The 21829-nt window shown below is 51.4% G+C and carries 18 protein-coding genes; 7 read left to right on the top strand and 11 right to left on the bottom strand.

The window, feature by feature from the left end:
• Window positions 1-49: 49 nt before the first annotated feature.
• Both NGM62_RS17500 and NGM62_RS17495 read right to left on the bottom strand, forming a co-directional pair.
• Entirely contained in the window at window positions 50-3457 is a 3408-nt protein-coding gene (locus NGM62_RS17500; RefSeq protein ID WP_262249579.1) for a family 16 glycoside hydrolase, read from the bottom strand.
• 22 nt (window positions 3458-3479) lie between these two features.
• Complete coding sequence (locus NGM62_RS17495; RefSeq protein WP_262249578.1) at window positions 3480-4751, bottom strand: Gfo/Idh/MocA family oxidoreductase; 1272 nt, start codon at window positions 4749-4751, stop codon at window positions 3480-3482.
• Window positions 4752-4921: 170 nt separating this feature from the next.
• On the opposite strand from NGM62_RS17495, the gene NGM62_RS17490 reads away from it, so the two are divergent.
• Window positions 4922-6178, top strand: a complete 1257-nt coding sequence (locus NGM62_RS17490) for an ROK family transcriptional regulator (RefSeq protein WP_262249577.1) — start codon at window positions 4922-4924, stop codon at window positions 6176-6178.
• A 3-nt stretch (window positions 6179-6181) separates the two neighbouring features.
• Window positions 6182-6943: a 4'-phosphopantetheinyl transferase family protein gene (locus NGM62_RS17485; protein WP_262249575.1), complete on the top strand. Its 762-nt coding sequence runs from the start codon at window positions 6182-6184 to the stop codon at window positions 6941-6943.
• 7 nt (window positions 6944-6950) lie between these two features.
• On the opposite strand, the gene NGM62_RS17480 is transcribed toward NGM62_RS17485, so the two are convergent.
• Both NGM62_RS17480 and NGM62_RS17475 read right to left on the bottom strand, forming a co-directional pair.
• Window positions 6951-8159: a glycosyltransferase family 2 protein gene (locus NGM62_RS17480; protein WP_262249574.1), complete on the bottom strand. Its 1209-nt coding sequence runs from the start codon at window positions 8157-8159 to the stop codon at window positions 6951-6953.
• Between the two features lie 78 nt (window positions 8160-8237).
• Complete coding sequence (locus NGM62_RS17475; RefSeq protein WP_262249573.1) at window positions 8238-8702, bottom strand: NUDIX domain-containing protein; 465 nt, start codon at window positions 8700-8702, stop codon at window positions 8238-8240.
• A 138-nt stretch (window positions 8703-8840) separates the two neighbouring features.
• Here NGM62_RS17475 and NGM62_RS17470 point away from each other — a divergent pair, with 138 nt between their 5' ends.
• Window positions 8841-9836 carry an acyl-ACP desaturase gene (locus NGM62_RS17470; protein ID WP_262249572.1) on the top strand — a complete coding sequence of 332 codons (996 nt, stop codon included), beginning with the start codon at window positions 8841-8843 and terminating at the stop codon, window positions 9834-9836.
• Here NGM62_RS17470 and ctlX read toward each other — a convergent pair.
• From ctlX to glmM, 3 genes are all read right to left on the bottom strand, one after another.
• Window positions 9824-10735, bottom strand: a complete 912-nt coding sequence (gene ctlX / locus NGM62_RS17465; RefSeq protein ID WP_262249571.1) for a citrulline utilization hydrolase CtlX — start codon at window positions 10733-10735, stop codon at window positions 9824-9826. The two genes, NGM62_RS17470 and ctlX, sit on opposite strands and share 13 nt — an antisense overlap.
• Window positions 10732-12180, bottom strand: a complete 1449-nt coding sequence (locus NGM62_RS17460) for an arginine deiminase family protein (RefSeq protein ID WP_262249570.1) — start codon at window positions 12178-12180, stop codon at window positions 10732-10734. The genes ctlX and NGM62_RS17460 overlap by 4 nt, the downstream gene beginning before the upstream one ends.
• Window positions 12181-12271: 91 nt before the next feature.
• Window positions 12272-13654: a phosphoglucosamine mutase gene (gene glmM, locus NGM62_RS17455; RefSeq protein ID WP_262249569.1), complete on the bottom strand. Its 1383-nt coding sequence runs from the start codon at window positions 13652-13654 to the stop codon at window positions 12272-12274.
• Between the two features lie 90 nt (window positions 13655-13744).
• Between glmM and NGM62_RS17450 the strand changes: the two genes are divergently transcribed.
• Both NGM62_RS17450 and NGM62_RS17445 read left to right on the top strand, forming a co-directional pair.
• Window positions 13745-14329: a phosphatase PAP2 family protein gene (locus tag NGM62_RS17450; RefSeq protein ID WP_262249568.1), complete on the top strand. Its 585-nt coding sequence runs from the start codon at window positions 13745-13747 to the stop codon at window positions 14327-14329.
• Window positions 14326-15066 carry a ZIP family metal transporter gene (locus tag NGM62_RS17445; RefSeq protein WP_262249567.1) on the top strand — a complete coding sequence of 247 codons (741 nt, stop codon included), beginning with the start codon at window positions 14326-14328 and terminating at the stop codon, window positions 15064-15066. The genes NGM62_RS17450 and NGM62_RS17445 overlap by 4 nt, the downstream gene beginning before the upstream one ends.
• A 7-nt stretch (window positions 15067-15073) precedes the next feature.
• On the opposite strand, the gene NGM62_RS17440 is transcribed toward NGM62_RS17445, so the two are convergent.
• From NGM62_RS17440 to NGM62_RS17425, 4 genes are all read right to left on the bottom strand, one after another.
• Window positions 15074-15844: a menaquinone biosynthetic enzyme MqnA/MqnD family protein gene (locus tag NGM62_RS17440; protein WP_315975879.1), complete on the bottom strand. Its 771-nt coding sequence runs from the start codon at window positions 15842-15844 to the stop codon at window positions 15074-15076.
• Window positions 15841-16461, bottom strand: coding sequence for a histidine phosphatase family protein (locus NGM62_RS17435; protein WP_262249566.1), 621 nt, complete (start codon window positions 16459-16461; stop codon window positions 15841-15843). Before NGM62_RS17435 ends, NGM62_RS17440 begins: the two co-directional genes overlap by 4 nt.
• 10 nt (window positions 16462-16471) lie before the next feature.
• Window positions 16472-17680 carry an aminofutalosine synthase MqnE gene (gene mqnE, locus NGM62_RS17430; RefSeq protein WP_262249565.1) on the bottom strand — a complete coding sequence of 403 codons (1209 nt, stop codon included), beginning with the start codon at window positions 17678-17680 and terminating at the stop codon, window positions 16472-16474.
• Window positions 17681-17745: 65 nt separating this feature from the next.
• Entirely contained in the window at window positions 17746-19563 is a 1818-nt protein-coding gene (locus NGM62_RS17425; protein WP_262249564.1) for an ABC transporter ATP-binding protein, read from the bottom strand.
• A gap of 107 nt (window positions 19564-19670) precedes the next feature.
• Between NGM62_RS17425 and NGM62_RS17420 the strand changes: the two genes are divergently transcribed.
• Window positions 19671-20837 carry a pyridoxal phosphate-dependent aminotransferase gene (locus NGM62_RS17420; RefSeq protein WP_262249563.1) on the top strand — a complete coding sequence of 389 codons (1167 nt, stop codon included), beginning with the start codon at window positions 19671-19673 and terminating at the stop codon, window positions 20835-20837.
• 18 nt (window positions 20838-20855) lie between these two features.
• Window positions 20856-21695: a prephenate dehydrogenase gene (locus NGM62_RS17415; RefSeq protein WP_262249562.1), complete on the top strand. Its 840-nt coding sequence runs from the start codon at window positions 20856-20858 to the stop codon at window positions 21693-21695.
• The last annotated feature ends 134 nt before the right edge of the window (window positions 21696-21829 follow it).

Here is a 21829-nt window from a genome sequence, read left to right as displayed (position 1 = left end):
GGCTACGCAGAAAGCTGCACAGCCGGTCTCAAAACTAACGTTCGGAACGCTACAACCGCTTTACCCGGATATTCCGGAAGTGTACTTCCGACCCATGCCCGAGGAAGGCGATATGGCCCGACGTACGCTTCAAGCCCGGGTGGTCCTTTTTGTCGAGTGTTCCATTTTTAGAGGCTTCCGCCAAATCGCCATCCACAATTACCGTCCCGTTAAGTGTCACCCGAATCTTATTGCCCTTGATCCAGATTTCCTCCTCATTCCATTCGCCCACAGGCCTCAAGTAACCGCGCTTAGCCGGAATAACCCCGTATACCGAGCCGTGGTACTGGTATTCCGCCAGGTTCTTGTACATATCGGCACCGTTGTCTAGCACCTGGATCTCCATGCCTCCATAAGCGGCGTCACCTTCCATCGGTGCCCGTATGCCGATACCGTTATTCGCACCGGGTGTCAAACGGAACTCAAACCGGTATATGAAATCGCTGAACTCTTCTTTCGTGTATAAATTACCTCCCGACCCTTCCGTTGGATAGATGGCCAGCGTACCTTCATCGCTCACGCGGTAAGCCGTTGTATTGCCTGTCCACGCATCCATATCGGTGCCGTCAAACAGCACCTCAAAACCCTCAGCCCGTTCTTCGGCACTAAGGGTAAACGTTTCGTGCCGCGGAAGCTCCCGGATATAGATATCCCGGTACATCACGTGGGTACCGTGCGCCTGCAATTCGAGCTGCTCCGTTGGGAAAATCGGCAAACTCCGATCCCAATAGTTTTCAAGTACCACATTGTCCGTTACCAACTCACCGTTGAGATACACCGTTACCCGGTCGCCGATCATCGTGATGCGGAAGGTATTCCACTCACCCAAGGCATTATCGGCCACCTTAAGGGGTTTGCTCTCATGCTTCTGGTTGTTATACAGCCCGCCTGAGCCCACCTGAGCGCCTACATCAACCCTTGATGTATCCCATATTTGCACCTGCGGCGTACCGCGTAGGTAGATACCGGCATCGCCGTCTTTCCCCTCTTTGTCTAGCTTCCAATCCACCAACAGCTCGAAATCTCCATATTGTTTCACCGTAGCGATATTATCACCATGTCCGTTGAAATGCAGCACCCCACCTTCGGCATACCAGCCCGCCCGCATAGCCTCGTCGGCTTTCACTTGTTCCTCAGCCAAGGTTTTGGCATCCATCGCAGCCCGCTTTATCGGGTTTGCTACCAGTCCCTTCCAACCATCCAGGTCGCGGCCGTTAAACAAGGCTACATAGCCAGCGCCCTTGGGCAATTCGTCGATATGCTTCTGCACGGCCTCGCGCAGGTAGCTGCTTTCACTTCCAGACAGCCGACCGATCACTTTATTCAACAGACGGGTTACCTCCGCCCCATAGAATTGCTTATTTTCCAAGGCGATGTTCATCACCGTATTTGCCGCGGTGGACCCCAGCTCTTCATCGTCGACAAACTGCCCTGCAAATAGCAGGGCCTGGTAGGTTTCTGTTGCTTGTAAGGCCCGCAATATCGTTTTGCGCTGTCCGTCCGTTTGTGCAACGGCAAACGCATCCCTCAAGTGAAGAACCCGTTGGTCGGCAGGTATATCAGCTATTCCGATTACCCGCACCAAGCCATTGATCACCTCATTCAGCTGAGCGGCATCCATCACTTTTTTGCGGCTCAATGCCACCAACTCGGACAACGCGCCCGCATCCGTCCAGCTCGCCAAAGCCGATGTGGCTGCGCGGCGCAAGGCGGGGTTGTCGCCACCGGCATGTTCAGACACGACCGCCAACGCGGCCTCGCCCCCAACGCCGGCTAATACCGGGAAAAAGCGGGGCTGCAAACCAGCATCGGCACGGCGCGCGCTCGAAATGACTTGCTGAAGCCGGTTATCCCTGTCGCCTCCCCGGTCAACCGCCACCACAATGGCTTCTTGGACGGGTTTTACGTAACGCTCGTCGGCCGTAAGCAACAGGCTCAATAAGTTATTCAAATCGTCCGGACGTACCACTTTTGGCAGCGCTGCATACGCAGCGGCTTTCACCTCGTCCGACGCGTCGCCACCGATGATATCCAGCATCGCGGAAACACTTTCGCCGGCACCGCGTTGGGCGAGTACGTCAATCAACAACAGCTGGACGTCGTTTTCTCCCGTGGCTGCTAACGCGTTTGCAACGGTTTGGGTTACGTGCCTATTCCCCGATGTGAGCAGCGCTTGCTTGATGGCGGCCCGCGTGCGGTCATCATTATCGGCCAATAGGCCAATCAATTCATCTACTTCGGCATCTCCATCCAATTGGTGCAGCGCACCAACGGCAGCAACCCTTACGTCCGGGGAGCCGGCTCGGAGTGCTTTCCTGACCACCGGTAGCGCAACAACCTGTTGGTGGTTGCCCAAATACCGTAGAATATCCACCTGCGCCTGATTATCAGCCTTAGCAACGCTGCGGGCCAGGCGCGACGATACCCCGCTATCGAGGTAAGGCACCAAAAAGCCGAGGGCGGCATTCCGGTACACCCGGTTATCGTCGTTCACGGCCTTCAACAGCTTGCCGACCTGCTTCTCCTTATTTACCTCCGTCAGTAATCCCAGTGCGGCAATATGGGTGTGGACCTGTGCGGCCGTGTTCGTTCGTTTGAATAGTTGCTTTGCCGATTTACGGGCTGTGGCAACCTCTCCCAACTCAACGAGCCGATGCAGATAATTGATGTAGGCTGCGGTTGCTTCTGTCGGCTCGTACACATAGCCGGCCTCTTTAGCCGCATTGAGCAAAACGTCACCCGATGCTATTCCCCCGATCCGCGAAAGCGCATATAGCACGACTTTCCGCGTATCAGCATCGGGCGCATTCGCGCTGGCCAATACCGACTGCTCAGCGGGTGCGTACGCGATGAACCCGAGTGCATTGATGATATTCGCGGCAGCAACTCCGGTTGCTTGGGGCAGCGCCGCTAACAATGCATCGCCAGCCTTTGCCGTACCGATCCGGGCGAGTGCCCGTGCGGCCTTTTCGCTGAGGTAAACATCCGTAAGGTAACCACTGAGACCTTCCACTGCGGTATCATCAGCGGCATTTTGCAGTAATTGTATTACAAATCCTTTGTTGTCCTTATTTTCAAGCGCCGACAATGCGGCGAGCGCACCTTGGATAAACGTTGCCCGTTGGCGTTCTTTACCCGGCAGCAGCACGTGGTAACTATAGCTGTTTGACGCATATTCCACGCCGGCATCATCTCCTTGTCCCGGAGGCGTGAGTTGCGACAGCAATGCCGTGATGTCTGTAGCGGAAAAACGTTCGAGCTGCTCCATAGCATCGTTAAGCCGTTGGGAGGTCTCCGACGGTTGCAGTGCCAACAAATCAGCTATTTTCGTGGTGGTGGTACGCGTATCGCCCTGCTGGGCAAATAGGGGTGCCTGTAAAATGAATAGCGCAAAAAGCGCAACAATAGACCTTATCATGGGTTTATTAATTTTTTAAGTTTTATATAGACCACGGACCCCGCATGGGTTGGTCAATCAATCTGTTGGCGGCTTCGTCATTGACAAATACCTGTTGTTCGGAGTCGAACTTCAACGACCGCCCAAGCCGCAATGCCGTAAGTCCCATGTTCACGATCGTACAGGAACGGAAGCCGTTCTCTTCGTTCAGCGCAAACTTCCGGCGTGCCTTCACTGCTTCCACAAAATCGGTTACCTGTGGCTCGGGATCGGGGAATGCGGCAAGCTTCCGCTCCATGTCGGGGATATCCGACTTGAATCCCCGGTATAATTTCCCGTTGGGGCCTTCGATATACGGCATCCCTACATCCTTTCCCTCTCCATCGAGCACAATCTGGCACCCATCCGCATAGGTGTAGGTAATCCGGCGCCAAGTACCCACGGCATCGCTGTGCTGCTGCGGCGCATCCACTTCGACCGTAACCGGGCTTTCATTGTCTTTGTTCAGGAAATACTGGACCGGGTCGATGTAGTGTTGGCCCATGTCGCCCAATCCGCCACCATCGTAATCCCAATAGCCCCTGAATGTGGTGTGTACACGATGCTCACTATATGGCTTATACGGCGCCGGGCCCAGCCACATATCGTAATCCAGTTCCTTCGGTACCTCCTGCACCGGCAGGTTCTCCCTGCCCACCCAGTAGAACTTCCAATCGAAACCGGTGTGCTTGCTGATGGTCACCTTCAGGGGCCACCCCAGCATGCCCGAGTCAACCAGCTTTTTGATACGCTTCACCGGCACATTCATTCCGTAAAACGCGGCATCGAACCGGAACCACGTGTTCAGCCGGAAGATATTGCCGTGCTGCTTGACGGCTTCCACCACCTTCTTGCCCTCGCCAATGGTACGGGTCATCGGCTTTTCGCACCAGATGTCCTTGCCCATCCGGGCCGCTTCGGCAGCCATAATGCCATGCCAGTGGGGCGGCGTGGCGATGTGTACGATATCCACTTCAGGAAGCTGGATCAACTCGCGGAAATCGGCCAGCTGCTTGACACCGGGGTCGCCCAGCTGCTTCATGGCCAGTGCCAAGTGGCGCGTGTCCACATCGCAGATTGCTACCGTTTTGGTACCCGCATAGCCGAAATGGCCGCGCCCCATAGACCCCACCCCGATTACACCTTTGGTGAGGTGGTCGCTGGGCGCCAAATACCCCTGCCCTCCCAAAACAAAACGGGGGACAATGCTGAATGCAGCGGCCCCCACTAATGACTTCTTGATAAACTCCCGACGGGACGTGTTTTCTTTTTTCATGCTTATTCTGATTTCCAAATCGGTTTCGAGTCCACAAATTTATTATTTCCTTCCTCAACACCAAAACTTTTTTAATTTTTTGATAAAAGAAATCTTATATCGATAAATATATAGCTAAAGTAAATACCGATTCACAATTTTTACTTATTTTTGAATGTTAAATGGAAAAAATGCCCCGATTACTTTCACTGGATCATATCGCCGATAAATCGCGTATTGCACGAAAAAACCACCGCGCGAAACTGAAACTGATTAAGGCGCTTATCGAAACCGATGGACTGACCAATGCAGCGCTATGTAAGCACCTTAACCTCAGCGCGCCGAAAATACTGGAACTGATTGGCAGCCTAGCCGATGCAGGGATATTGGAACAAAATGAGAAAGGCAGTTCGATCGGCGGCAGAAAGCCGATCCTGAATAAGCTCAGAAAACGTATTTTCTTTGTGTTATGCGTAGAAGTCGAACTGTTCAAAGTCAGGATGACCTTGGTCGATAATACGAATACGTTCATCCATACAGCTTCGTCCACTTTTCTATTGAGCAAAGATTGGTCTTCGGCCGACCAACTGAAAGCGTTGGTTGCTGATTTCGTGGCAGCAGCAAACATAACATGGGAATTGATATTGGCCATTGGCATCAGTATGCCTGGGCTCATCCATAAAACGGAGGGGCGCAACCACACCTACATGACCAACGAGCGGAATGCGCAGCCGCTACAGGAATACTTAACCGCTGCATTTGATAAGCCCGTATTCATCATTAATGATGTTAAAAGTGCTGCTGTTGCTGAATTGAAATTCGGATTAGCGAAGGGCTGTAACGATGTGTTGGTTATTCTGATGGATTGGGGCATTGGTTTAGGAATCATCATGGACGGCCAATTACGGAACGGCGCCGGGGGCTTCTCCGGAGAAATGGGGCATATGCCATTCGTTGACGACGGCGCGCTGTGTTATTGCGGAAAAAAAGGATGCTTGGAAACGGTCGCCTCCGGCATTGCATTGGCAAAAATGGCTAAAGACGGCATACGATCCGGAGAAGACTCCCTCCTTAACACTCTTTCCGAACATGAACTCGAAAACATCGAACCCCAAGCGGTCATTGACGCCGCAAACCGTGGCGACCAATATGCCATCAACATCCTATCCAACACCGGCGAAAAGCTCGGAAAAGGCATTGCAACGCTGGTACAGCTCTTCAACCCGGAACTGATCATCTTGAGTGGCAAAATCGCGGAAGCGAACGAATACATTACCATTCCCATCCAACAGGCTATCAACACGTACTGCATGACCCAATTAAAAGATTTCGTCACCGTGGAACGGTCGCAGCTGGGGGCCGACGCCGGGGCAAAAGGTGTCGCCCATATCACGTTCGAACGCTACTTCGACCAACTCATCGCACACACCCAGACACACATCAGTTAACCGATGAGCCGTACCGCTATCATAGCAACGTGGATAAACGAACCGCAACGTGCAGATGGGTGGGCGGTGATACAGGGTAACCGGCCCTTCCCGCGGCCCAGTGTATGGCTAATCAATCCGACGGCTGCCCACGCGTTGCTCGCCCACCGGTACGACAACATATTAAACAACGATGAGCTGGCCCGGGCAGCCCGCTTCCATCAGCAAGCACACCAAATTCGTTACCAAACCACCCACACCGTGCTCCGGCTGCTCCTGGCAGGTGCTACACAGTTGGCACCAACTGCCCTCCATTTTGTCGGTGAACGCCACAACAAGCCAAGTTTATCACCACACAGCGGTAATTCCGTCGCATTCAATCTTTCCTATACGGAAAATAAATCGTTAATCGGCATTGCCAACGGTAAACCCATCGGTGTAGACATCGAGTGGTTAAATCGGCCCCTCGTGATCGACGACATGCTGGATGCGTGTTTTTCGGCTTCTGAAATCGACTATATTACGTCGCAGGAAGAAGGCACCCGACGCCGATTCTTTACGTTATGGACGAGAAAGGAGGCGATCCTGAAACTAACCGGTGAAGGAATTGGCGAGCACCTCCCGTTATTTGAAGTATTGGATGGCACCGGTGTCGCCAAAAATGAAATCATCGGCGGCAACCCACCCCATCAGATTTTCCTATATTCGTTCCCAATCGGTAGCGACTATTTGGGCTGTTACGCGGCATCCGAACCACTGGAGCAGCTACCGATATTTCAGCTTTAGCGTACCTTTAGCCGCCATTGGCCTGTTTAGCCTTGCGTGTCGACCGTTCCCATACCGCACTTTGGCCACTTCCGAAGTATCGTATCATGCCCGCCAGCACTGCATAGTTCATCACACAGAAGTAATAAGGAATAAATAACAGTTTGGCCCGCAACGCCCGACGCTCAAGCAACAGGCCTACCAGCGCACACAGGTAAAATACCACCTGCCCGTAAAACAACCAGGTATAGATCATGCCTGCGCCGCCCATATGCAAAATGGCATTGATGATAAAGACAACCACCAGCATGATGGGCGTGAGCGTCCACCGCAACACCCGGTGGCTGATGTATTGGAATGCCAGCACCGGATCAGCAAATGGATTCGGAGCGCGCTTCAACCGCACAATAGATTGGATACCTCCTGCGGCGATGCGTATTTTCCGCTTCAGCTCCTCCCCTACGTTCTCCGAAGCCATCTCAGTTGCATATGCCCCCGGCTCATACACCACACGGTACCCCCGTTCGGCAATGCGCATCGAAATCATAAAGTCATCCAATACCGTATCGAGCGGCACAGGTTCATAGAGTGCCCGGCGGATGCTGAACAGCTCACCGGCACTCCCCACCACGGTATGCAACTCGGAATCCCACCGCTTCAGGGCTGATTCATATTTCCAATAAAAACCTTCGCCTGCGGCGGAGGCATCGGCCGATGCCTCCGCATGCACCCGCTTTTCACCGGCCACCGCACCTACCGTGGGGTCTGCGTAGTGTTTGCATATTTCCACCAGCGCGGCGGGGTTCAGCAATGTATTGGCATCGGTAAAAACCGCGATATCGGTTGTCACCCGCTCCATGGCACGGTGCACCGCCGCAATCTTCCCGTTGCGCGCATCCTCGTGCAATAAATCGATCTCTGGAAATTCCCGGATAATATCGGGGGTGCCATCCGTAGAACCATCCGTCACGAAACAATAGCTCAGCTTCCCATCCGGGTATTGTAAAGCCAGCGTATTACTGATCTTATCACCGATAACCGCCGCTTCATTGTAGGCAGCCACGATAATGGTGCAGGAGGGCAGGTCACCATAGCTCACAGCGGCAGCCTCTTCTTCCCTCGTATGCTTGCTCCGGGTAACAAGCCGCTTCAGCCGAGTTAAGAAGTACAGCACGATGCCGTAACCCAAGTAAGTATACACAATGAGGAATAGCCCGATCCAAAAAACAAGTTCCATTGTCCGTATTTTCGAAATAACCGCACGAAAGTATCGATTTATCCGATGCGGTGGGGCACTTTATGACGTGCAGGAAGCTTAAAAATGTAATCCGTGGCTTTTTTCCGACATAAAAACCCGCCAAGCTGCCCGGTCCATCTCGAAAGTGAGGTCCGACTCATCAAATTCATCGATTGGCACCCAGCGGAATACCTGGTCAATAGCCAGGCCTTCGCTAAAATCGAACCGGGTATTGCTGAAACGGCAACTGATCGGCGTATCGTTTTTCACCGAGTAATATACTGCGATGACTTGGCTACCATCAAATACAGATTTGACAAATACATCGGTGGTATGGATATGCTGTACGACTCGGATAGCTGCGTTGCATTCTTCGTAGAACTCGCGCATAAGCCCGTCAGCGAGCCCCTCACCGTACTCCAGCCCACCCCCTGGAAACTTACTGAATTCCATACCGTATTCCCGTTCGTCACTAATCAGCACCTGGCGGTCATCGTTTACCAAGATGCCGTAGACACGTATGTTGAAACAAGCTTTATCCATATCAGGCAGTCCACGTTTTTGCCCAAAACTACGTTTTTAAACCATGGTTTCAATATAATTATATTTCTTGTCATATTTTAAATATAATCGGATTGTTAAAAAAAGATTACCAACCATTTGTTTACCTTTGCATAGACTATGCAATTGACACAACAAATACCTGAAGGATCACGGAAAGAAGTAATGGCTTACCTGGAGCCTTACATGCTTAATGACATGCGTGAATACCTGAAGCCCGTTGAGGAGATGTGGCAACCTGCAGACCTGCTCCCGGATTCGTCGCGGGACACCTTTTTCCAAGAAGTGAGGGATCTGCAGGAAAGTGCCCGCGAGCTATCGTACGACCTGGTAGCGGTACTTATTGGTGATACCATCACGGAAGAGGCCCTACCCACTTACGAGTCGTGGCTTACGATGGTGGAAGACGTCAACAAAAACGAACAGGGTGGATGGATGAAATGGGTGCGCGCGTGGACGGCGGAAGAGAACCGCCATGGCGATCTACTCAACAAATACCTCTACCTATCCGGCCGCGTGAACATGCGGGAAATGGAGATATCTACCCAATACCTGCTACAGGACGGTATCGACATCGGGACGGGCAACGACCCCTACCGGAATTTCATTTACACCTCTTTCCAAGAACTGGCGACCAATGTGTCGCACCGGCGGGTAGCTGCATTTTCGAAAAAAGATGGCGACAAGCTCCTGGCGAAAATGTGCGGCGTTATCGCTGCCGACGAGGCGCGCCATGCGAAAGCCTATATGTCATTTATCTCCAAAGCAATGGAGGTAGACCCCAGCGAGGTGATGCTGGCATTTGAAGATATGATGCGGAAAAAAATCGTGATGCCTGCCCACATGCTGCGCGAGTCGGGCGAACCCCAGGGGGAAGCTTTCACCCATTTCTCCGATGCAGCCCAACGGCTTGGCGTATATACCGCGATAGACTATGTGGATATCTTGAAAGAGCTGCTGCGCGAATGGAAGGTGGAATCGGTGCGGGAACTTAATGAAGCCGGCGAGCGTGCCAGGGACTACCTCGTCCGCCTGCCCGACCGCCTGCTGCGTTTGGCCGACCGCATGAAAATCCCTGAAAAGCAATACAGCTTCAAATGGATTCACGCGCGTTGATGCGGTAAATACACCTCCGCCATCATACATCGCGCACTGCCCCCACCATTCCGTTCAATGGTGTCCAATGGCGAATGGATTATCGGATTGAACGATTCCAGTAGGCTTACCTGCTCCGGCCGGAGCGAACCGAGAGCTTGTGATGACATGACGAGATAACGCTGCCCCTTTTTATTTTCAACCTGCAACATGTTTCCGGCAAAGGCATCCATCTGGTCATGATCGATGGCAACAATGGCCTTGCCCGAGTGTTTTAACGCACTGCTAAGCGCTGTCCGGTCTGGAAGCGCAACTGCGTCGAGGTTGATAACGGCATACCGATCGGCAATGCACATCATCACGTTGGTATGGTAGATAGCCGTACCACTCCGGTCTACTGCATCGAAAATAACCGGCGTATAGCCCAGTTGCCTACAAAAATACCGGAACAGCTGCTCGTCGGTGCGCGGCGAACGGCAAGCATATGCCATTCCGTTCTCGCGGTCGAGCACGAAACTTCCCGTCCCTTCCAAAAAACGCCCCTCCACCTCATGGCTACTCAGGTCGATCTGCCGGCTCACGGCAAAGCGCTCCTTTATCGCGTCGATTACCGCCGGCTTACGTTCCAATCGCCTGTTCTCGGCAAACATCGGATATAACACCAACGTTCCATCCCGGTGGAAAGACACCCAGTTGTTCGGGAAAATACTATCCGGTGTATAGGGCTCGGCGCTGTCGTCCATCACGAGCACATCAATGTCGTGCTGCCTCAGTTTTTCTACGAAGGCATCAAACTCCTCTAACGCCTGTTGCTGGATAGCGGCGGCGTCCCCTTCCCTAGGGAATTGCTGGAATGCGTTGTTGGTGGCGGTTTGTGCGTTGTAACCGAACCGTACCGGGCGGATCATTAATAGGGTCATGGGTCTCTTAATAAAGGCATACTCATGCAGTGGAAGCCGCCCCGGGCACGCGACAACTCTGCCGACGGCATCAATATCAACGTATCGGCCAGCTCATCCGCTTTCACCCTGCCCGACTCCAAGCTGGCCAGCAGGTCGGCCACATTGACGACATCGAAACCGAGTGCACGGAATGCTTCCGTAGTCTTGTCGTTACGGTCGTAGCCCAATACCACCCCCTCCTGGATGGCCAATACGTTGCAGCTATCTGTCCACTGCTCACGGGCATCGTAGGGGAACTCGTCGTTTCCCGACAGGATAATGTGCACGTCGTCCGGCGCCGCACCCAAATCAGCTACGCTGACGTCCACCAGCAATGCCTCCAACGAAGTGAACTGCCTAGGACTTGACAAATTATTTTTTTGAAACTGCAAAATCTCCAAATCATCTAAGCGTTGCGGCTGGATACGAAGTGCCCGGTGTATGGCATCGGTCTGTGCCCCGGCAATTTGCTCGTGGGAAAAATCGCCCAGCATTACCCACACGTTCCGCTTCACCTGCGTAAAGACCGTATCAATATGCATATAATCGCGTTTGTGGGGGATTTTCACGATGGTGGCTTTCTCCACGACATCCCGATCGAATAGCTGTCGGACGGCTTGCGCCGCCGCCTCACGGGTGGTCCGCTCACTTACGCCAATCAGTACGTGATTGGGGCTGACCACCATCACATCGCCACCCTCTAATGTTACCCGTTCCACGTCGGCATCGTTGGGCAATAGGAAGTGATGCTGCGTATCGGTGAGCTCGATCACCTTATCGTGGTACGCTGCGAATAACGGATGGTGGTAAAAAATATACTTGGCAATCAACGCCTCGCGTTTACGCGCTTCCTTCATTGGTTTGTTGAGCAGGATATGGTCATTGACTACGATACCGATATCGCGCGTAAAAATAAAATTGGGGATGGGCGGGAAGATCATCTCACGCTCATCGGGCGTACCGCTGAAGAATATCCGCGCCAGCGTAGCTGGTGCATACGACATCAGTTCGCGCTGTATGTCATAGCTGCAGGCCTCAATCGCACAGACCGACGCAACCAGCTGGCTTTTAATGGATGTATCGGCCAAAATATCCGCCAATAATACCTGCAGCTCGACCACATGCTGCGAATTGTAAAAATCGGGATGGTCGGGTTTAAAGAAATTGCGGTGGTAATCCGGCGCTTCCATATCGGCCAGCTGCCCCTTTATCTTTTCTTCATCCAAGAAATACAGCAGTAACTTGATGTAATAATCGTACTCATATCGCCGGATAGTATCCAAGTGCACGATATCTTCGAACAGCCAGTCCTGTGCCTTGGAAGGCACCACTTTACCTAAACCACTGTCGGGGCTATGCACCAGCACCTTCCGTAAGCGGCCGGTTTCGGATGAGACATGGATGGTATCGGTATAATGCTTCATAACGGTTCTTCTGAAAGCCGCAAGATACAAAATTGCTTCTTTAATCAGTTTGCGTTCGAAGCTTCGGGGTCAAAATGCCATGCGGAAACGATTACTTGATAATCTCCTCGATTTCCTTGATGATCTGCTGCGCAATAGCCTCTGCCCGTTCCCGAGTGGGACCTTCCGAGTAGATCCGGATGATGGGCTCGGTATTGGATTTACGCAAATGGACCCATTCTTCTTCGAAATCGATCTTCAGTCCGTCTAGGGTACTGTGGGGTACATCCTTATATTTTTGCTGCATAGTGGACAAGAGGCCATCAATGTCCAGTCCGGGGGTCAGCGTGATTTTGTTTTTCGACATATAATATTGCGGGTAGCCCGCCCGTAACTCAGAGATACGCTTACCACTTTTGGCCAAGTGGGTGAGGAAGAGCGCAATACCAACCAAGGCGTCCCTCCCATAGTGTGTGGCCGGGTAAATGACCCCCCCGTTGCCTTCCCCGCCGATTATGGCTCCTACCTCTTTCATTTTGGTCACCACATTCACCTCACCTACCGCCGCAGCGTAATACTCCGACCCGCTGTTGGTGGTCACGTCGCGCAAGGCTCTTGTCGACGAAAGGTTCGAAACCGTATTGCCCGGTGTATGCCGAAGCACATAGTCGCTCACCGCAACCAGCGTATATTCCTCACCGAACATCTTACCGTCTTCCATCACAAAACAGAGCCGGTCTACATCAGGATCCACCGCGATACCCAGATCGGCGCCTTTCTCTACCACCAACGCGGATAAATCAGTCAAGTTCTCCGCAAGCGGCTCCGGGTTATGTGGAAAAATACCATTCGGTTCACAATGGATTTCGTACACGGTTTCCACACCGAGGGCAGCCAATAATGCCGGTACGAAAATCCCTCCGGTAGAATTGACCGCATCGACAGCTACCCGGAAACCAGCTTGCCGAATGGCGTCTACGTCAACCAAGGGCAGTGCCAGGATTTGATCGATGTGCTTTTTCAAATAGCTTTCATCCATCGATACGTTGCCCAAGCTTTCCACCCCTGCAAAATCAAAATCAAGCTGCTCCGCAATTTCGAGCACACGCCGACCGGCAGCATCGTCAATGAACTCACCTTTATCGTTGAGCAGTTTCAGTGCATTCCATTGCCCCGGGTTATGGCTGGCCGTAAGGATGATGCCGCCGGCTGCCTGCTCGCCGGGCACGGCAATCTCCACCGTAGGTGTGGTAGACAGCCCCAAATCGATTACATCCATACCGATGCTCTGCAGTGTACCCACCACCAAGTTGCGAACCATCAGGCCCGAAATACGGGCATCACGGCCAACGACTATCTTATTAGACGCCGACCGTTGCCCGATGAAATGGCCGAATGCTGCTGTGAACTTCACGATATCAATGGGAGTCAGTGCCTCACCGGACCGGCCGCCAATGGTTCCTCTTATACCCGAAATAGATTTGATTAATGTCATGTGGAATATTGTCTTTGAGGTGGTAAAAATAGGAATATTGTAGGAATTTAAAATTTATTTTTACTTTTGTTGCAACTTTGTTTAATTTATATGATCGACCAACTTATCTCGTTCGACCAAGATGCGTTCTTGGCGATTAACCAGGGATTGAGCAATGCATTCTTTGATTGGTTGATGCCTATTCTGCGGAACCGGTATACTTGGGCCCCGCTCTATCTGTTCATCATCATTTTCTGCATCAGGAATTATAAAAAAAACGGATTATACATCATCGCCTTTTTGTTGATCACCTTCGGCATTACCGACCATGTGTCGTCTTCCGTTATCAAGAAATCCGTGGAACGGGTGCGGCCATGCCGCGACGTGGAATTCAAAGATCAGGTAAATGTACTGGTACGGTGCAGTGGTGGCTACAGTTTTACGTCGTCGCATGCTGCAAATCATTTTGCGATTGCCGTTGCCTTGATTATGGTGTTTTACCGAAAGTGGAAGCACATCCTTTGGTTGGGGCTGTCGTGGGCAGCAATCATCAGTTTTGCGCAGGTATATGTGGGAGTGCATTATCCACTGGACATCCTCGGGGGCGCGTTGCTGGGAAGCACCATCGGCTACCTTACCAGTCTAGGATTTAGATACTTGGTTCCTAACCTAGCGCCCATAAAAAGCGAAGCATGAGTTCTACCGCGATTATTGCCATTCTGTTTGTTTCGGCCTTCGTGAGCGGGATATCGGTTTTTTTTGTAAAGCGCGACAACACCCATTTGCTGAAGCTGATCTTGTCGTTCAGCGGTGCCTACCTATTTTCCATCACGGTGCTCCACCTGATTCCGGAAGTATACCATACGCACAGCACCCATGCACACACCATTGGCTTGTTCGTGCTCCTGGGCTTCATTCTGCAGCTCAGCCTGGAACAGTTCTCGCACGGTATCGAGCATGGACACATCCATCACTCGGGGAAAAGCAGCATATTCCCGCTAGGGATTATGGTGAGCCTGTGCCTCCATGCGGTATTGGAAGGTATGCCGTTGGCTGCAGGCCATCAGGGCGCACTCACCTTCGGGATTGCACTGCACCACGTACCGGCGGCATTCGCCCTCGGCAGCTTATTGGTCAACACCGCGCTTCCAAGAAGGAACATAACCATTTTGCTGGCCGTATTCGCTGCGATGACACCCCTCGGCTACCTGATCAGCAAGGCCATAAGCTCGGGCGGGATCGGTCACATTGAGCAGTATTTCGACCGGATTATGGCGGTTGTGATCGGTATTTTCCTCCACATCTCCACGACCATCCTTTTTGAATCAGGATCGGCCGACCACCACAAATTCAACAGGAAGAAAATGGTCGCCGTGGCACTGGGTATCGCTGCCTCTTTGTTAAATTTCGTTTTCGACCCCCACGTGCATTGAGTAGTGCCTATTCCTTCTTGGCTTCCAACTCGTTAGGTAATGTTTCCAACGATGCTCTCAGCTTCAGGAAAGTTTGAACAGCCTGCTTTTTTTCATCAGTGTATTCGTAATCGATGTTTTCCATCAAGTACTGGCGATAATCGAAATCGATCCGGGCAGGTAATTCGGCTATCAATGCTTCCCGCTGGCTCAATCCGTAAGCCAGGGCTTCGTTGAAGGCGTGGACAAAATGCGGTTCCAGTGGCTTGTTGGCCACCCATACGGCAAACGTAAATGGCAGCCCGGTGAACTCCTGCCAATGCCACGATAAATCATAAACATAGGGATGGGCGTGTTGCTTCCCGAATGTACGGTCTCCGATCTCCACATAGGCGTCCGCTTCAGTATCCTCTTCTACCATTACCACTGTATCGTTTTTCCAATGGTAACGTAGCAACACGCGGGCCAACGCATTGGATGTGCGCGATTGGCTATCCAAGCGGAGCGACCGGATTGCAGTCACCGGCTTTTCGCTGTAGATAAACACCGAATTGACGGCTCCCGTTGCTCCCAAGCAGTAATCGGAGATGATTCGGGCATCCGGTATATCGGGAAGCGCCGCCACCGGCACAATACCCAAATCGGCCTCGCCATGGATCAGTTTATGCGCGCACGTACTGGGGATATCCAAGCTCAATAATATGTCTTCGCGGATTGGCGAATGTTCGATTCCGTACATAAATGGCAGTGTGTTGGTATAAGACACTGCCGATATTTTCACTTTTTCCATATTCATCATTCAGTAAGCAGTCCTGCCAAATGTTCAATATTATAGGGGTCTACGATGGCGAACCGACGGCCATCGTATTGCACCTTATACAATGCGGTATTCGTATGCGGGAAATCATCCATCGTTGCAATATCCAGCCCCATGAGCAAACAAAGGAATATACGCATTGCCCGGCCATGCATGCAAATCAGCACGGTCCTTTCGTGGGGCTGTGATAGGATGTGGTCGAGTGCCTTGCGCTGCCTCTCTGCCAACTGGTTGGGGGTTTCGCCACCTTCCACTGCACGGTCCAACTCGCCCTTCCGCCAGCGCTCAATGAGGTCGGCAAAGCCCGACATGATGTCGGGGTGCTGTTCTTTTCCTTCATAGATTCCCCAGCCGATTTCATCGAGCCCGGCCAATTGTTCCTTGGCAACACCCACAAATGGTGCTACCGTCTGGTGCGTACGCACCAAAGTGGATGTATAAATTTTGTCGAAGGGCACATCGCGGTAATGCGTGTAAAATGCTTCGGCCTGTCTTTTGCCCGTCTCATTCAATGGGGAGTCAATCCCCCGGCCCTGCACAATCCCCTTTAAATTGAGATCCGTCTGGCCGTGGCGGATGATGTAAAGTGTTTTTTCCAAAAATATACTGCTATTTATCGTTCAACACGGGCAACTGGTAATACCGCGCCTGTTTGTTTGGCGCGTCTTCATCGAACACCACCTCGTTGTAGTCGGTAATGACGTTATAGAGCGTGTCACGTTCAATGGGGTGTTTGCCCGCCTGCTTAATTAACTCCACCAGCTCCTTTGTCGACATAGCCGGGTGTTGCTCTTCGGCTCCGGCCATGGAGTAAATCTTGGTGGTATCATCTATAGTACCATCGATATCATTCACACCGAAGTTGAGGGATAGCTGAGCCGTTTCCCGGCTTATCATTGCCCAGTAAGCCTTGATATGCGGGAAATTGTCTAAATAGATACGGCTGATCGCGTAGTTACGGAGATCTTCAACTACGGTCGACTCCGGCACGTTCGACATCTGGTTACCTTTATTCCTGAATTTCAATGGTATGAAGGCCTGGAAGCCCTCTGTTTTATCTTGCAGCTGCCGCAGGCGCTCCATGTGGTCCACACGGTGCCAATATTGCTCGATATGCCCATACAACATGGTCGCATTGGAGTGCATACCCAACTTATGCCATTCTTCGTGTATCTGCAACCATTGCTCGGCATTGCATTTATCCTTGGCAATCTGGTTCCTTATTTCCGGATGGAAAATCTCCGCCCCGCCGCCCGGCATGGATTCCAGGCCGGCATCTTTCATCATGGCCATACCGGTAGCGTAATCGACCTTCGCTTTTTTGAAGATATAATGGTATTCTACCGGGGTTAATGCTTTGACGTGTAGGTCGGGGCGATGATTCTTGATGGCTGTAAACAGGTCCATGTAGAACGACATATTGTACTGCGGCATTACCCCCCCCACGATATGGACTTCCGTAACCGGTTCATCATCGTATGATTTCACCACACCAAGTATCTCTTCCATCGTGGCTTCCCACCCATCGGCGCGCTCTTTGATGAGCCGCGAATAGGAACAGAATTTACAATCGTAAACACAGAGGTTGGTCGGCTCAATGTGGAAGTTGCGGTTGAAATAAGTGATATCTCGATGCATGCGTGTGCGGATCGTGTTTGCGAGCACACCCAAATAACCCAATTCGCCCCGCTCATAGAGCACTATGCATTCATCCTGGTCAATCCGCACACCATCACGCACTTTGGCCGCAATGGTTCTTAAGTCGTCATCGAGATACTTGTCTTCAAGAAGAAAGGTAAGCTTTTGTTCGGCATCCATATCCTGAAATCTTTGAGAGCAAATCTAGCTAAATTTGCCCTTATATGCAATTCAATATGTACGGTTCATTCTCCAAACTGCTGCATTTCTATCAATTTTTTATAAAGGCCGTTGTGTACCAATAATTGCTGGTGGTTGCCCTCTTCTACCACGCGTCCCGCTTCCAAAACAACGATTTTATCTGCGTTTTGGATGGTACTCAACCGATGGGCGATGACCAACGTCGTGCGGTTCTGCATCAACTTGGACAGTGCTTCCTGCACTAATTTTTCCGATTCGGTATCCAGTGCGGACGTTGCTTCGTCAAGCAATAATATCGGTGGATTTCTCAACACCGCACGTGCAATACAGATGCGCTGGCGCTGGCCACCCGACAGCCGTACCCCACGGTCGCCAATCGTTGTTTCATATCCGTTTTCCGTTTCCAGAATAAACTCATGCGCGTTGGCGATCCTCGCGGCGGCGATTACATCATCTTTGCTTACATTGGCTGCAGAAAAAGCGATGTTGTTGAAGATGGTGTCATTAAACAAGAACGATTCCTGATTCACTAATCCGATTAATGACCTCAAATCATTAACCACCAAATCTTTAACATTTACGCCATCAACGAGTACTTCACCACTATCCACATCTACGAAGCGTGGAATTAAATCCATCAGGGTAGACTTGCCTCCGCCCGAAGGGCCTACCAACGCTACGGTTTGCCCTTTCCGTATCTCCAGATTGACATTTTTAAGCACCTGCCGCTCGCCATACGAGAAGTTCACGTTGACTAGGCGAACTCCACTATTGAAATCGGCAATCGGCTGGGCATTGGGAGATTCGGGCAATTCATTCCTTTCGTCGATCAACCCCAACACCCGCTCACCAGCGGCAATGCCCGAATTAATGTTACTGAATGCGTCCGTAAGCGCCTTTGCCGGACGCATGACTTGCGAAAAAATAGCGATATAGGTGATGAATGCCTCCGCGGGCAGCTCGCCCGATCCACTCAACACCAGATTGCCGCCATAGAGCAGCACCACGGCAACCATCGTTACCCCCAGCAATTCCGATACGGGCGACCCCAATTGCTGCCGGCGTACCATCCGCCTGCTTATTTTCGAGAACCGGATATTCTCGTCGTGGAATTTCTTTTTGATAAATTCAGTTGCGTTGAATGCCTTGATGATTTTGACTCCCGACAATGCCTCATCCAGATAGCTGATCATATTGCCATACACCTGTTGTGCTTGAGTGGCCTGCGCTTTGAGCCGCTTAACGATGCGTGAAATGACAAATGCGGAAAGCGGGATAACCAAGACAGCAAACAAGGTGAGCTTGGTGGAAATCAGAAATAATGCGACAATATAAAACAGCAATGTGAGTGGCTCCTTAAATGCGACCTGAAGCGTTGCTGTAACAGAAAATTGCACCACCTGGACATCGGAGGCAATCTTCGAAATGATGTCTCCTTTCCGTTGGCTATTGAAGTAACCGACGTGTAGGTCCATGACATTATCAAAGACCGACCGGCGTAGATTCAGCAAGGTATGGATGCGCAGGTTTTCCATTATTCGTTGTGAGAGGTACCGGAAGAGGTTGCTGAGGAATACCGACCCGATAATTACGACGCACACCCGCTGCAATGCGCCGTATGGTCCGTAAACCGAGATGGCCTCCGTTGCATAATATTTGAAATAAGCAACGATGTCGAACCAATTGTCCGGTTGCACAACACTGCTCCCATCATCACCATTAAACAAAGTGTGCAGCAACGGGATGATCAGTGCTAGATTGAGCGTAGCGAAGAGCACACTCAATAATGTGGTAGCCGCATAGGGAATGGCAAATTTCCCAAGGGGCTTGGCATATGATAGTAATCGGAAATATGTCTTCATCAAGAACTAAACAAGCTGCAAAGCTACCAAAAAAGAAAGCTTGGCAGAAAAATACAAATCTAATTATTGGATGGTTTTACTTAATTTAGTCGCCCAAAGGTAAAAAAATGCAGATACAGGTTGCCCAACGGCTTCAACATACCGAAGAATACTATTTTTCAAGGAAACTACGTGAAATCGAAGCCTTAAATCAGACCGGTGCGAAAGTGATCAACTTGGGCATCGGCAGTCCCGACTTACCCCCCCATCCGGAGGTTATCGAAACGCTCCATGAATATGCGACGCGGCCGGACACACATGGCTACCAGAATTACAGGGGCATTTTACCGCTCCGGCAGGCCATTGCCGATTGGTACCGCCGTTGGTACGGCGTATCTGTAGATCCTCATGTAAACGTCCTTCCATTGATTGGTTCGAAAGAAGGCATTGTACACGTATGTATGACTTATTTGCAGGAGGGCGATGAAGCACTTTTCCCCAACCCGGGATATCCGGCTTATGCGGCGGCTGTCCGCCTGAGCGGTGCAACGGGTATACCTTATGATTTGGATGAAAAAAACGGCTGGCTACCGGATTTCAATGAGCTGGGCAAACGTGACCTGAGCCGGGTGAAGATGATGTGGCTGAACTACCCACACATGCCTACGGGCACGCCGGCTACCGCAGCATTTTTCAGTGAAGCAGTCGCTTTTGCCAAGCAGCACAACATCCTGCTTTGCCACGACAATCCATACAGTTTCATACTGAACGATAAACCGTTGAGTCTGCTCGCTACCCAAGGTGCGATGGATGTGGCCATTGAGCTCAACTCATTGAGCAAGTCGGCAAATATGGCGGGTTGGCGCCTAGGGATGCTTATTGCCGAGGAAGCCCGTATTCAAGAGATTATCCGTTTCAAGAGCAACATGGACTCGGGGATGTTCCTTCCCATGCAAATGGCAGCGGCAAAAGCGCTGTCGCTTGGCCATGAATGGTACGATGAGCTGAACACCACTTACCGGGAACGGCGGGAGAAAGTATACCGCCTCTTGGATACGCTAGGCTGTACCTATAGCCGGGAACAGGTGGGTTTGTTTATATGGGCGAAGGTTCCCACTGCCTATGCCGACGGGTATGCCCTGAGCGACGCCATTTTACATGAGTCAAGGGTATTCATCACCCCTGGAGGTATTTTTGGGGATGGCGGAGAACGTTACATACGGGTGAGCCTTTGTGCCACCGCAAGCGTACTCGATGATGCCTATAAGCGTATTGTAAATGTGGATAATCCGTAAACGAAGCATAAAACAGAAATGAATATAGCCATTGTTGGTGTGGGGCTCATCGGTGGGTCCATAGCCATCACCTTGAAAGAAAAGAAGTTTGCCAAAAAGATTGTCGGCGTAGACAAAAGTGAGGCTAACCTGAAGAAAGCATTGCAGCTTGGGCTGATTGACGAGGCTGTCACCTTAGATGAGGCACTGGCACAATGCCGGGTTATCCTGCTTTCCATTCCGGTAGATGCTATCCTCGATTTATTGCCATCGCTCCTCGACAAGGTCACCGATCAGGTGATTATCGATATGGGATCCACAAAAGAGCGGATACTCAGCACAATCGCTAACCATCCCAAACGGGGTCGTGTGGTCGCGGCACACCCCATGGCCGGCACGGAGTACTCCGGGCCTGAGGCTGCGGTGCCTAACTTATTTGCCGGCAAGGTAATGGTGTATATAGACGCGATGAACAGTGATGAAGATGCGTTCGACACGGTAGAGGCCATCACCGAACAGTTGGAGATGCGTGCTACCTTTATGAACGCACATGAACACGACGTGCACACGGCTTATGTGTCTCACATTTCGCATATCACATCGTTTGCCCTGGCACTCACCGTACTGGAAAAAGAAAAAGCGCAGGGACGGATTTTCGAGCTGGCCGGATCAGGTTTTGAGTCTACCGTGCGACTTGCCAAGAGCTCGCCCGACATGTGGACCCCCATTTTCATGCAAAATCGTGAAAACGTGCTGGAAGTGCTTGAAGAACATATCAAGCAGTTGCAACACGTACATGATGTACTTGAGAATGAAGACTACGATGCCTTTTATAGGTTGATCAAAAAGTCGAATAAAATCCGTCGTATTCTGAAATAACGCATCATCACAATCATGAAAAGGGGCGTCCGCCAGTTGGCGGATGCCCCTTTGGGTTGTTGGTCGATTGAACTTCTTTAATATTCGAGTACCGTCACTTCGGTCCTCCGGTTTGCCTGGTGTTCCTCGCGCGA

Origin of the sequence: Parapedobacter soli (assembly GCF_025460835.1) — a bacterium.
Lineage (GTDB): Bacteria > Bacteroidota > Bacteroidia > Sphingobacteriales > Sphingobacteriaceae > Parapedobacter > Parapedobacter soli.
Note: the sequence above shows the minus strand (reverse complement) of the source record. Positions and strands in the feature narration are given on the sequence as shown.